Origin of the sequence: Burkholderia sp. AU32262 (genome assembly GCF_020419985.1) — a bacterium.
GTDB classification, from domain to species: domain Bacteria; phylum Pseudomonadota; class Gammaproteobacteria; order Burkholderiales; family Burkholderiaceae; genus Burkholderia; species Burkholderia semiarida.
Genome location: NZ_JAIZRS010000007.1, coordinates 46,110 through 58,424 on the forward strand (window position 1 = coordinate 46,110; position 12,315 = coordinate 58,424).

8 protein-coding genes are annotated in these 12,315 nt (G+C 63.9%); 6 read left to right on the forward strand and 2 right to left on the reverse strand.

The genetic code is table 11. The annotated features are described in order from the left end of the window. Positions 1-169 precede the first annotated feature (169 nt). From typA to LGN10_RS10400, 6 genes are all read left to right on the forward strand, one after another. The gene (gene typA / locus LGN10_RS10375; protein WP_059575756.1) at positions 170-1,996 is read left to right on the forward strand and encodes a translational GTPase TypA; all 1,827 of its coding nucleotides are present in this window, start codon (positions 170-172) and stop codon (positions 1,994-1,996) included. A gap of 316 nt (positions 1,997-2,312) precedes the next feature. After that, positions 2,313-5,177, forward strand: coding sequence for a 2-oxoglutarate dehydrogenase E1 component (locus LGN10_RS10380; RefSeq protein WP_059575755.1), 2,865 nt, complete (start codon positions 2,313-2,315; stop codon positions 5,175-5,177). Positions 5,178-5,312: 135 nt separating this feature from the next. After that, positions 5,313-6,590, forward strand: coding sequence for a 2-oxoglutarate dehydrogenase complex dihydrolipoyllysine-residue succinyltransferase (gene odhB / locus LGN10_RS10385; protein ID WP_059575753.1), 1,278 nt, complete (start codon positions 5,313-5,315; stop codon positions 6,588-6,590). 81 nt (positions 6,591-6,671) lie between these two features. Then, positions 6,672-8,102, forward strand: coding sequence for a dihydrolipoyl dehydrogenase (gene lpdA / locus LGN10_RS10390; RefSeq protein WP_059575751.1), 1,431 nt, complete (start codon positions 6,672-6,674; stop codon positions 8,100-8,102). 98 nt (positions 8,103-8,200) lie between these two features. After that, complete coding sequence (gene zapE, locus LGN10_RS10395) at positions 8,201-9,298, forward strand: cell division protein ZapE (RefSeq protein WP_059575749.1); 1,098 nt, start codon at positions 8,201-8,203, stop codon at positions 9,296-9,298. 148 nt (positions 9,299-9,446) lie between these two features. After that, entirely contained in the window at positions 9,447-9,857 is a 411-nt protein-coding gene (locus LGN10_RS10400) for a transposase (protein WP_059575747.1), read from the forward strand. 110 nt (positions 9,858-9,967) lie between these two features. On the opposite strand, the gene LGN10_RS10405 is transcribed toward LGN10_RS10400, so the two are convergent. Next, on the reverse strand, positions 9,968-10,429 hold the full coding sequence (locus LGN10_RS10405; RefSeq protein WP_006483501.1) for a DUF2147 domain-containing protein: 462 nt from the start codon (positions 10,427-10,429) through the stop codon (positions 9,968-9,970). A gap of 173 nt (positions 10,430-10,602) precedes the next feature. Next, the gene (locus tag LGN10_RS10410; protein WP_226223193.1) at positions 10,603-12,288 is read right to left on the reverse strand and encodes a ShlB/FhaC/HecB family hemolysin secretion/activation protein; all 1,686 of its coding nucleotides are present in this window, start codon (positions 12,286-12,288) and stop codon (positions 10,603-10,605) included. Positions 12,289-12,315: the final 27 nt, after the last annotated feature.

Consider the following 12,315-nt stretch of genomic DNA (forward strand, 5'->3'; position numbering starts at 1 on the left):
AGCGGTTCGGGAGCGCCGCGCGGCGCAGCCGTTTTGCTGCGTTGCAACGGGCGGGTCGGCTCTCGACACGCGCACGTGCTATAATTTGAGGCTTTCCAAGCTGCAACGCGCGCGCCCGTGAAAAACACGAGCGCGCGCGTTTGCGCGTTCAAACGATTTCCAGGTTTCTATGACCCGCGCCCTTCGCAATATCGCCATCATCGCCCACGTCGACCACGGCAAGACCACGCTCGTCGACCAACTGCTCCGCCAGTCCGGCACCTTCCGCGAGAACCAGCAGATTGCGGAGCGGGTGATGGACTCGAACGACATCGAAAAAGAGCGCGGGATCACGATTCTCGCGAAGAACTGCGCGGTCGAGTACGAAGGCACGCACATCAACATCGTCGACACGCCGGGGCACGCGGACTTCGGCGGCGAAGTCGAGCGCGTGCTGTCGATGGTCGACTCGGTGCTGCTGCTCGTCGACGCGGTCGAAGGCCCGATGCCGCAGACGCGCTTCGTCACGAAGAAGGCGCTCGCGCTCGGCCTGAAGCCGATCGTCGTCGTCAACAAGATCGATCGTCCGGGCGCGCGGATCGACTGGGTGATCAACCAGACCTTCGACCTGTTCGACAAGCTCGGCGCGACCGAAGAGCAGCTCGACTTCCCGATCGTCTACGCGTCGGGCCTGAACGGCTATGCGTCGCTCGATCCGGCCACGCGCGAAGGCGACATGCGCCCGCTGTTCGAAGCGATCCTCGCGCACGTGCCGGTTCGCCCGGCCGATCCGGAAGCCCCGCTGCAGCTCCAGATCACGTCGCTCGACTATTCGACGTACGTCGGCCGGATCGGCGTCGGCCGCATCACGCGCGGCCGCATCAAGCCGGGCCAGCCGGTCGTGATGCGCTTCGGCCCGGAAGGCGAGGTGCTGAACCGCAAGATCAACCAGGTGCTGTCGTTCAAGGGCCTGGAGCGCGTGCAGGTCGAGTCGGCCGAAGCGGGCGACATCGTGCTGATCAACGGCATTGAAGACGTCGGCATCGGCGCGACGATCTGCGCGGTCGACACGCCGGAAGCGCTGCCGATGATCACCGTCGACGAGCCGACGCTGACGATGAACTTCCTCGTCAACTCGTCGCCGCTCGCCGGCCGCGAAGGCAAGTTCGTGACGAGCCGCCAGATCCGCGACCGCCTGATGAAGGAACTGAACCACAACGTCGCGCTGCGCGTGAAGGATACCGGCGACGAAACGGTGTTCGAAGTGTCGGGCCGTGGCGAGCTGCATCTGACGATTCTGGTCGAAAACATGCGTCGCGAAGGCTACGAGCTGGCCGTGTCGCGTCCGCGCGTGGTGATGCAGGAGATCGACGGCGTGCGGCACGAGCCGTACGAGCTGCTGACGGTCGACGTCGAAGACGAACACCAGGGCGGCGTGATGGAAGAGCTTGGCCGCCGCAAGGGCGAAATGCTCGACATGGCGTCGGACGGCCGCGGCCGTACGCGTCTGGAATACAAGATCTCGGCGCGCGGCCTGATCGGCTTCCAGAGCGAATTCCTGACGCTCACGCGCGGCACGGGCCTGATGAGCCACATCTTCGACTCGTACGCGCCGGTCAAGGAAGGCTCGGTGTTCGAGCGCCGCAACGGCGTGCTGATCTCGCAGGACGACGGCGCAGCGGTCGCCTACGCACTGTGGAAGCTGCAGGATCGCGGCCGCATGTTCGTGAAGCCGGGCGACGCGCTGTATGAGGGCATGATCATCGGCATCCACAGCCGCGACAACGACCTCGTCGTGAACCCGATCAAGGGCAAGCAACTGACCAACGTGCGTGCGTCGGGTACCGACGAAGCCGTGCGTCTCGTGCCGCCGGTCCAGATGTCGCTGGAATACGCGGTCGAATTCATCGACGACGACGAACTGGTCGAAGTGACGCCGCAGTCGATCCGCCTGCGCAAGCGCTTCCTGAAGGAGCACGAGCGTCGCCGCGCGAGCCGCGAAGGCGCGGTCGACTGAGCATCGACCGTTCCCGAGCACGACGAAAAGGCTGCCTTCGGGCAGCCTTTTTCGCATCCGCGCATCGTGCAGCCGGATTGCCTGCAAAACACTGTTCCCGCGGGCCGCCGCAATCCGGCAAAACCCCGTCGCGCGGTGCTTTCACGCACATTTCGCCGCGAACTCCGGTATCGGTTCTGTGATATGCTGCGCGCACGCAAGTTTTAGGTCCTTCCAAGCAAGACTTGATTCGCAATCCGCTAAACGGTCAGGCCGTGTCGCGGAAGGTTGAGTAACCCGCTATTTCTCGAGAAGCTCGAAGAAAGGTGAGCGTAAAATGTCAGATGTAATGAAGCAGTTTCAGCTGAACTCCTATCTGTTCGGCGGCAATGCTTCGTACGTTGAAGAACTGTACGATGCATACCTCAACAATCCGGCGTCGGTGCCGGAGAACTGGCGAGAGTATTTCGACGCGCTGCAGAACGTGCCTGCAACGGACGGCTCGAACGCCAATGACGTCGCTCACTTCCCGATCGTCGAATCGTTCGCCGAGCGTGCGAAGGCCAATGCCTTCATCCCGCGCGAAAGCACCAGCAACCTCGCGACCGCACGCAAGCAGGTGCACGTCCAGTCGCTGATCAGCGCCTACCGCTTCCTCGGCTCGCAATGGGCCAATCTCGATCCGCTGAAGCGCCGCGAACGTCCCGCCATTCCCGAGCTCGAACCGGCTTTCTACGACTTCTCCGAAGGCGATCTCGACCAGACGTACAGCGCAAGCAACCTGTACTTCGGTTTCGACCAGGCGTCGCTGCGCGACATCGTCAAGGGCCTGCGCGACACGTACTGCGGCACGATCGGCGCCGAGTACATGTACATCAGCGATCCGGAACAGAAGCGCTGGTGGCAGGAGCGCCTGGAGTCGACCCGCGCGACGCCGTCGTTCTCGGCCGACAAGAAGAAGCACATCCTGAATCGCCTGACGGCCGCCGAAGGCCTCGAGCGCTACCTGCACACCAAGTACGTCGGCCAGAAGCGCTTCTCGCTCGAAGGCGGCGAAAGCTTCATCGCGGCGATGGACGAAGTCGTCCAGCACGCGGGCAAGAGCGGCGTGCAGGAAATCATCATCGGCATGGCGCACCGCGGCCGTCTGAACGTGCTGGTCAACACGCTGGGCAAGATGCCGGCCGACCTGTTCGCCGAATTCGAAGGCAAGCACGTCGACGATCTGCCGGCCGGCGACGTGAAGTACCACAAGGGCTTCTCGTCGGACGTGTCGACGGAAGGCGGCCCGGTCCACCTGTCGCTCGCGTTCAACCCGTCGCACCTCGAAATCGTGAACCCGGTGGTCGAAGGTTCCGCGAAGGCGCGGATGGACCGCCGCGGCGACGAGGACGGCCTGCAAGTGCTGCCGGTGCAGATCCACGGTGACGCGGCCTTCGCCGGCCAGGGCGTCGTGATGGAAACGCTGAACCTCGCGCAGACGCGCGGTTACGGCACGCACGGCACGCTGCACATCGTCATCAACAACCAGATCGGCTTCACGACGTCCGACCCGCGCGACGCGCGCTCGACGCTGTACTGTACCGACGTCGTCAAGATGATCGAAGCGCCGGTGCTGCACGTGAACGGCGACGATCCGGAAGCTGTCGTGCTCGCGATCCAGATCGCGATCGACTACCGGATGCAGTTCCACAAGGATGTCGTGATCGACATCGTCTGCTTCCGCAAGCTGGGTCACAACGAGCAGGACACGCCGGCCGTCACGCAGCCGCTGATGTACAAGAAGATCGCGCAGCACCCGGGCACCCGTGCGCTGTACGCCGAGAAGCTCGTGCAGCAGGGCGTGATCACCGCCGAAGACGCCGACAACTACGTGAAGGCGTACCGCAAGGCGATGGACGACGGCCACCACACCGTCGATCCGGTCCTGTCGAACTACAAGAGCAAGTACGCGGTCGACTGGGTGCCGTTCCTGAACCGCAAGTGGACGGACGCGGCCGACACGGCCGTGCCGCTCGCCGAACTGAAGCGCCTGGGCGAACGCATCACGACGGTCCCGGAAAACTTCAAGGTTCACCCGCTCGTCGAGCGCGTGATCAACGACCGCCGCAACATGGCGCGCGGCGATCAGCCGCTCGACTGGGGCATGGCCGAGCATCTCGCATTCGCGTCGCTCGTCGCATCGGGCTACTCGGTGCGCCTGACGGGCCAGGACTCGGGCCGCGGTACGTTCACGCACCGTCACGCGGTGCTGCACGACCAGAACCGCGAGCGCTGGAACGACGGCACGTACGTGCCGCTGCAGAACATCGCCGAAGGCCAGGCGAAGTTCACGGTGATCGACTCGGTGCTGTCGGAAGAAGCGGTGCTGGGCTTCGAATACGGTTACTCGACCGCCGAGCCGAACACGCTCGTGCTGTGGGAAGCGCAGTTCGGCGACTTCGTCAACGGCGCGCAGGTCGTGATCGACCAGTTCATCTCGTCGGGCGAAGTGAAGTGGGGCCGCGTGTCGGGTCTCACGATGCTGCTGCCGCACGGCTACGAAGGCCAGGGTCCGGAACACTCGTCCACGCGTATCGAGCGTTTCCTGCAGCTGTGTGCCGATCACAACATGCAGGTCGTCCAGCCGACGACGCCGGCGCAGATTTTCCATCTGCTGCGCCGCCAGATGATCCGCCTGTTCCGCAAGCCGCTGATCGTCGCGACGCCGAAGTCGCTGCTGCGCCACAAGGAAGCGGTGTCGGACCTGTCGGAACTCGCGAAGGGCTCGTTCCAGCCGGTGCTGGGCGAAATCGACGGCGGCATCGACGCGAAGAAGGTCAAGCGCGTGCTGGTGTGCTCGGGCCGCGTGTACTACGACCTCGTCGCGCACCGCCGCGAAGCGAAGGCGAACGACGTCGCGATCATCCGTATCGAGCAGCTGTATCCGTTCGCGCACAAGCAGTTCGAAGCCGAAATGAAGAAGTACGAGAACGCGACTGAAGTGGTCTGGGTGCAGGACGAGCCGCAGAACCAGGGCCCCTGGTTCTACGTCGAGCACCACCTGAAGGAAGGCATGAAGGAAGGGCAGAAGCTGGCGTACAGCGGCCGTCCGGCTTCGGCCTCGCCGGCGGTTGGCTACTACGCGAAGCACTACGAGCAGCAGAAGGCCCTGATCGAAGGTGCATTCGGCCGCCTGAAGAGCGCATCGATCGCGAAATAACCGACGTCAAGCGAAACGGGAAGGCGCACGGCGCTTTCCCGTTCCTTTTGGCCCGCCGGCGCGTGGCGCGCCGCACCGGCCGAAGGAATCGCACGAACCTCGTCATACCCCAGATTAAGCATCCAGGAAAATCACATGGCTATCGTAGAAGTCAAAGTCCCCCAGCTGTCGGAGTCGGTGTCGGAAGCCACCATGCTGCAGTGGAAGAAAAAGCCGGGCGAAGCAGTCGCGCAGGACGAAATCCTGATCGAACTCGAGACCGACAAGGTCGTCCTCGAAGTGCCGGCGCCGGCGGCGGGCGTGCTCGCGCAAGTGCTGCAGAACGACGGTGACACGGTGGTCGCCGATCAGGTGATCGCGACGATCGACACCGAAGCGAAGGCAGGTGCCGCCGAAGCCGCGGCAGGCGCCGCCGAAGTCAAGCCGGCGGCCGCGCCCGCCGCGGCCGCACCGGCTGCGCAACCGGCCGCCGCCACCGCATCGAGCTCGGCGGCTGCGTCGCCGGCCGCGGCCAAGCTGCTGGCCGAGAAGGGCCTGTCGACGGGCGACGTCGCGGGTTCGGGCCGCGACGGCCGCGTCACGAAGGGCGACGCGCTGGCGGCAGGCAGCGCACCGAAGGCTGCTCCGGCCGCCGCACCGGCGAAGACCGCCGCCGCGAAGCCGTCGCTGCCGGAAGTGAAGGTGCCGGCGTCGGCAGCGACCTGGCTGAACGACCGTCCGGAACAGCGCGTGCCGATGTCGCGCCTGCGTGCGCGTATCGCCGAGCGTCTGCTCGAGTCGCAGCAGACCAACGCGATCCTGACGACGTTCAACGAAGTGAACATGGCTCCGGTCATGGAGCTGCGTAACAAGTACAAGGACAAGTTCGAGAAGGAACATGGCGTGAAGCTCGGCTTCATGTCGTTCTTCGTGAAGGCGGCCGTCCATGCACTGAAGAAGTTCCCGCTGGTGAACGCGTCGATCGACGGCAACGACATCGTCTACCACGGCTACTTCGACATCGGTATCGCGGTCGGGTCGCCGCGCGGCCTGGTCGTGCCGATCCTGCGCAACGCGGATCAGCTGAGTCTCGCCGAGATCGAGAAGAAGATCGCCGAATTCGGCCAGAAGGCGAAGGACGGCAAGCTGTCGATCGAGGAAATGACGGGCGGTACGTTCTCGATCTCGAACGGCGGTGTGTTCGGCTCGATGCTGTCGACCCCGATCATCAACCCGCCGCAGTCGGCCATCCTCGGCGTGCACGCGACGAAGGAGCGCCCGGTCGTCGAAAACGGCCAGATCGTGATCCGCCCGATCAACTACCTCGCGCTGTCGTACGACCACCGCATCATCGACGGCCGCGAAGCCGTGCTGTCGCTCGTCGCGATGAAGGACGCGCTGGAAGATCCGGCACGCCTGCTGCTCGACCTGTAAGCCGAGTCTCACTGCATCGACCCGTTCTGCACGTTCGCGCCCACGCGCGAACGTGCAGGCGTACAAGTAGAAAGGATTGTCATGTCCAAGGAATTTGACGTCGTCGTGATCGGCGCCGGCCCTGGCGGCTACATCGCCGCGATTCGCGCCGCGCAGCTCGGCAAGACCGTTGCCTGTATCGAGAAGTGGAAGAACCCGGCCGGCGCGCTGAAGCTCGGCGGCACCTGTCTGAACGTCGGCTGCATTCCGTCGAAGGCGCTGCTGGCTTCGTCGGAAGAGTTCGAGAACACGTCGCATCACCTGGCCGACCACGGCATCACCGTCGACGGCGTGAAGATCGACGTCGCGAAGATGCTCGGCCGCAAGGATGCGATCGTCGAGAAGATGACGAGCGGGATCGAGTTCCTGTTCAAGAAGAACAAGATCACCTGGCTGAAGGGCCATGGCAAGTTCACCGGCAAGACCGATGCCGGCGTGCAGATCGAAGTGAGCGGCGAGGGCGAAGCCGAAGTCGTCACCGCGAAGAACGTGATCATCGCGACGGGCTCGAAGGCGCGTCATCTGCCGGGCATTCCGGTCGACAACAAGATCGTGTCGGACAACGAAGGCGCGCTGACGTTCGACTCGGTGCCGAAGAAGCTCGCCGTGATCGGCGCAGGCGTGATCGGCCTCGAGCTCGGCTCGGTGTGGCGCCGTCTGGGCGCCGAAGTGACGGTGCTCGAAGCGCTGCCGGCATTCCTCGGCGCAGCCGACGAAGCGCTCGCGAAGGAAGCGGCCAAGCTGTTCAAGAAGCAGGGCCTCGACATCCATCTCGGCGTGAAGATCGGTGACGTGAAGACGACCGCGAACGGCGTGTCGATCGCCTACACGGACAAGGACGGCAATGCGCAGACGCTCGACGCCGACCGCCTGATCGTGTCGGTCGGCCGCGTGCCGAACACCGACAACCTCGGCCTCGAGGCCATCGGCCTGAAGGCGAACGAGCGCGGCTTCATCGATGTGGACGACCACTGCCGTACGGCCGTGCCGAACGTCTACGCGATCGGCGACGTGGTGCGCGGCCCGATGCTCGCGCACAAGGCGGAAGACGAAGGCGTGCTGGTCGCGGAAGTGATCGACGGCCAGAAGCCGCACATCGACTACAACTGCATTCCGTGGGTGATCTACACGTACCCGGAAATCGCATGGGTCGGCAAGACGGAGCAGCAGCTGAAGGCGGAAGGCCGCGAGATCAAGACGGGCAAGTTCCCGTTCTCGATCAACGGCCGCGCGCTCGGCATGAACGCGCCGGACGGCTTCGTGAAGATGATCGCGGATGCGAAGACCGACGAATTGCTCGGCGTGCACGTGATCGCCGCGAACGCGTCGGACCTGATCGCGGAAGCCGTGGTGGCGATGGAATTCAAGGCGGCGTCGGAAGACATCGCCCGCATCTGCCATCCGCACCCGTCGATGTCGGAAGTGATGCGCGAAGCGGCGCTCGCCGTCGACAAGCGCTCGCTGAACAGCTGAGCACGGCGTAGCGCCTGCCGGCCGTCGGCCGGCGCAGCCGTCTCATGACGAAGGCGGGCGGGGTTTCCCGCTCGCCTTCGTTCTTTCCGGTTTGCCCGATGAACGTCACCGAATACTACACGCGCGAGCTGACCACGCGCGGCTATCAGTCCGATCCCGCTCAGCGCGCGGCCGTCGATCGCCTGCAGCGCTGTTTCGACGAATGGGTCGAGTACAAGGCGCGCCGCTCGAACGCGTTCAAGAAGCTGATCAATCATCCGGATCTCCCGCGCGGCGTCTACATGTGGGGCGGTGTCGGCCGCGGCAAGAGCTTCCTGATGGACAGCTTCTACGCGGTGGTGCCCGTGCAGCGCAAGACGCGCCTGCATTTCCACGAATTCATGCGCGAAGTGCACCGCGAGCTCGAGGAGCTGAAAGGGCAGGCCGATCCGCTCGACGAACTCGCACGACGCATCGCGAAGCGCTACCGGCTGATCTGCTTCGACGAGTTCCACGTGTCGGACATCGCCGACGCGATGATCCTGTATCGGCTGCTCGATCGCCTGTTCAACAACGGCGTGCAGTTCGTGATGACGTCCAATTACGATCCCGACGACCTGTATCCGGACGGCCTGCATCGCGACCGCATGCTGCCGGCGATCGCGCTGATCAAGGAGAAGCTCGACGTGCTCAACGTCGATGCGGGCGTCGACTATCGCCAGCGCACGCTCGCGCAGGTGAAGATGTATCACACGCCGCTCGGCGCCGACGCCGATCGCGAATTGCGCCATGCATTCGGCAAGCTCGCGGCCGTGCCCGACGAGAGCCCGATCCTGCATATCGAGAAGCGTGAGCTCAAGGCGCTGCGCAAGGCGGACGGTGTCGTGTGGTTCGATTTCGCGACGTTGTGCGGCGGCCCGCGTTCGCAGAACGATTACCTGGAACTGGCGAGCCGCTTCCATGCGATCGTGCTGTCCGAGGTGCCGCAGATGTCGCCGCGGATGGCGTCCGAAGCGCGCCGCTTCACGTGGCTCATCGACGTGCTGTACGATCACAAGGTCAAGCTGCTGATGTCCGCGGCGGTACCGGCCGAGGCGTTGTACGTCGAAGGCCCGATGGCCAACGAATTCGCGCGTACGGTCTCGCGCATCGTCGAGATGCAGTCGAAGGAGTATCTCGAAACGCCGCGCCGTATCGTCGATACGTCGTTGACCTGAACCGGTTGCCGGTCGGGGAAGTGGCGGGGTTTAAACATCAATTTCGGTTAAATTTCGTCAATCTTCGGGTATTTTCGGATTTGTCTTATATTCATCGTTGAGGTGAGCCGATATTGTGGTGTCATGGTTATTAAGGCTGGAGATGTCCATGACACCGTATCGCGATTTGACCGACCACGAATGGCGCTGCGTCGCGCCGCTTCTGCCCGAAATGCAGCCGCGCACCGAGTTGCGCGGCCGGCCGTTAGCCAATACGCGCGCCGTGCTGAACGGTGTGCTGTGGGTGATCTACAGCGGCGCAACGTGGTCGGCCATGCCGCGCCGTTACCCGTCGTATCAAACATGTCATCGCCGCTTCAAGGTATGGCACGAAACGGGCACGTTGATGAACGTGATGCGCGAGCTCTATGGCGACGCCGGCATGAATCTTTGCAATGAACTGTCCGCGCGGATGCGCAAGCACACGCAATCGAAGGCGGCGCAGGCGCGCAGCAACGCGGCGCCCGCATATCGCGCACCGGGCAGCTATGCACCGGATGCGATGAAGCACGCAGCGTGATGACCATCGGTTTCCGTTGTGCGCGCACCAAAAGCAATCGGCCTGGCGACGTCGTCGCAGGCCGATTTTTTATTGAGCCGTGCTAATCGCGCGTTCGGGCGCGTACCGCGTTATTGCTGGCGAACCCAGGTTTGTGACCGGCCCAGCAGCGACACGCCGATGTAGCCGCGCACCACGAGCTTCTGGCCGCCGTCTTCAAGCGTCATCTTGCACTTGTAGACCTTGCCGTTCTCCGGGTCGAGGATGTTGCCGCCGTCCCAGTGGTCGCCGTCCTTCTTCATCGCCTTGATGATCGTCATGCCCTTGATGAGCTGATCCTTGCGCTCGTCCGTGCACGCAGTGCAGCGGCGATCGGGTGTATCGTTCGCGCCGAGTCCCTTGACGACCTTGCCCGTCAGCGAGCCGTCGCCGTCCTCGGCGATCTGTACCAGTGCCTTCGGTTGATGGGTGTTGTCGTCGATCGTCTGCCACATGCCGATCGGGCTGTCGGCCTGCGCGAACGTGGGCGCTGCGCACGCGAGCAGGGCGCCGGCGATGGCGATTGCACGCAACGGGCGGGTCAGTTGAATCATTGTCTTCCTCCTTGTTTTGCATGTCTGTCGATTCGCTCGCACGACCGTCTGCATGGGGCGGGCATGTTGCGAGCTTCGCCAGAATACGTGAAACAGCACGCCACGTTTGATAGAGGGGACTCTAATCGAAACCGCCGGCATCGCGCCGGCCGTTTCGTGGCTTGGGTGACCGATCAGTTGAGCTGATACGAGAACGCGGCGTTGATGCGCGGGCTGCGTGACGCGCTTTCGACCGGCGCATCGCCCACCGGTTTGGCGACGTTCAGATCGAGGCTGTAGTAGCGGCTGTCCGTGAGTCGCACGCCGACGGCGACCGACGACATGCGGTTCGGCGACGGCGTGCCCGCGTGCAGATACACCCGGGCCATGTCGTACGCGATGTACGGCGTGATCGATTTCAGATACGTCCAGCCCGGCGTGAAGCCGCGGTTGACCTCCAGCGACATCCCCCAGCCCGAGTCGCCCGACGTTTCGCCCGGCTGGTAACCGAGCGCGTAACGGGTCGAGCCGAACGAGATCTGTTCGGACGTCGGCAGCGAGTCGGGACTGTATTGCCCGGTCAGCGAAACCGACGTGCCGATCCGGAACGGCCATTCGTTCGTCTGCGTGAAGGTCGCACCGGTGCGAACGAAAGTCAGCGAGATCGGGCTGTCCACCGAGGTCGTCGTCGTGCCGACGGTAATGTCCTGCGCTTTCGATGCGCCGAGGATATTGAAGCCCTTCGCGACGTTGACGCTCAGCTTCTGCACCTGTTTCGGCTGGACACTCGTGTAGTCGAGCTGCATCTGCAGCACGCGGACTTGCGAGCGCGTGTCGATGCTGTTGCCGTTGATCTTGCTCTGGTAATGATCTTCGTTGTGCGACGCATAGCCAGACACGGTGCCGAGCAGGCTGCGCTGGTTGTTCAGCAAGATCGGATAGGAGGCCGAAAGGCCGAGTTTCTCGTTCTTGACCGTGCGCTCGACTGACGACGGCAGGCCGGGGTTGTCGGTCGGCTTGCCGCGATACGTGCTCGCATCGAGACGCGTGATCAGGCCGCTGCTGCCGACCGGCAGCGCGCCGCTGAACGCGAAGTAGGTCTGCTTGTCGCGTCCCGGCGGTGCGAGCGCCGAGATGCTCAACTGCTCGCCGAACCGCGTAAGGCCGTTTTCGGTCGCGGTGATGAGGCCCTGGACGCCCGGGTGGTTGAAGTCGACCCCCGTGCTGACGTTGAATGGCTTGCGATCGACTGCGAGCTCGAGCGTCGTCGCGCCGTCGGTGGTTTGCGGCGGCGGGACGTTTGCTTTCACCGTGAGGCCGGGCAGCAGGCCGAACGTGTTCACGTAGCGCTCGAACGTGGCCCGGCGCAGCGGACGATCGGCCGTGATGTGCGCGGCAATCGCGCGAATCTTCGGTTCCATCGCGCCGGGTTTGCCGGTGACCTTGACGTCGGACACATAGCCTTCGACCACCGTGATGCGCACGACGCCGTTCTCGAACGTCTGCGCGGGAACGAACGCGAACGACAGCGCGTAGCCGCGTTCCTGATACAGCTTCGTCACGCCGTTGGCGGTTTCGATCAGCTCGCCGATCGTGATGTCCTTGCCGACGAGCGGCGTGAAGCGGCGCGTGATTTCCTCGAACGGTATCGACTTCACGCCTTCGACCTGGAACGTCTTCGGCGTCAGGTGCCGCGACAGCAGCTCCTGCAATTGCGGCGCCTGCGGCGCGACCTGAACGGTGACGTTCGGGCCCGTCTTCGGTGCGTTGATCTGGGGGAGGGAGTCGAGCGGGTTACCGCCGACGCGCGTTTGTGCCTGTGCCGTGCCTGCTGCCGCGATGGCGAGCAGCATCATCCATCTGTCGAGTCTGGATTTCATTGTTCTTCCTCGTAGGCCTTGCTTTTC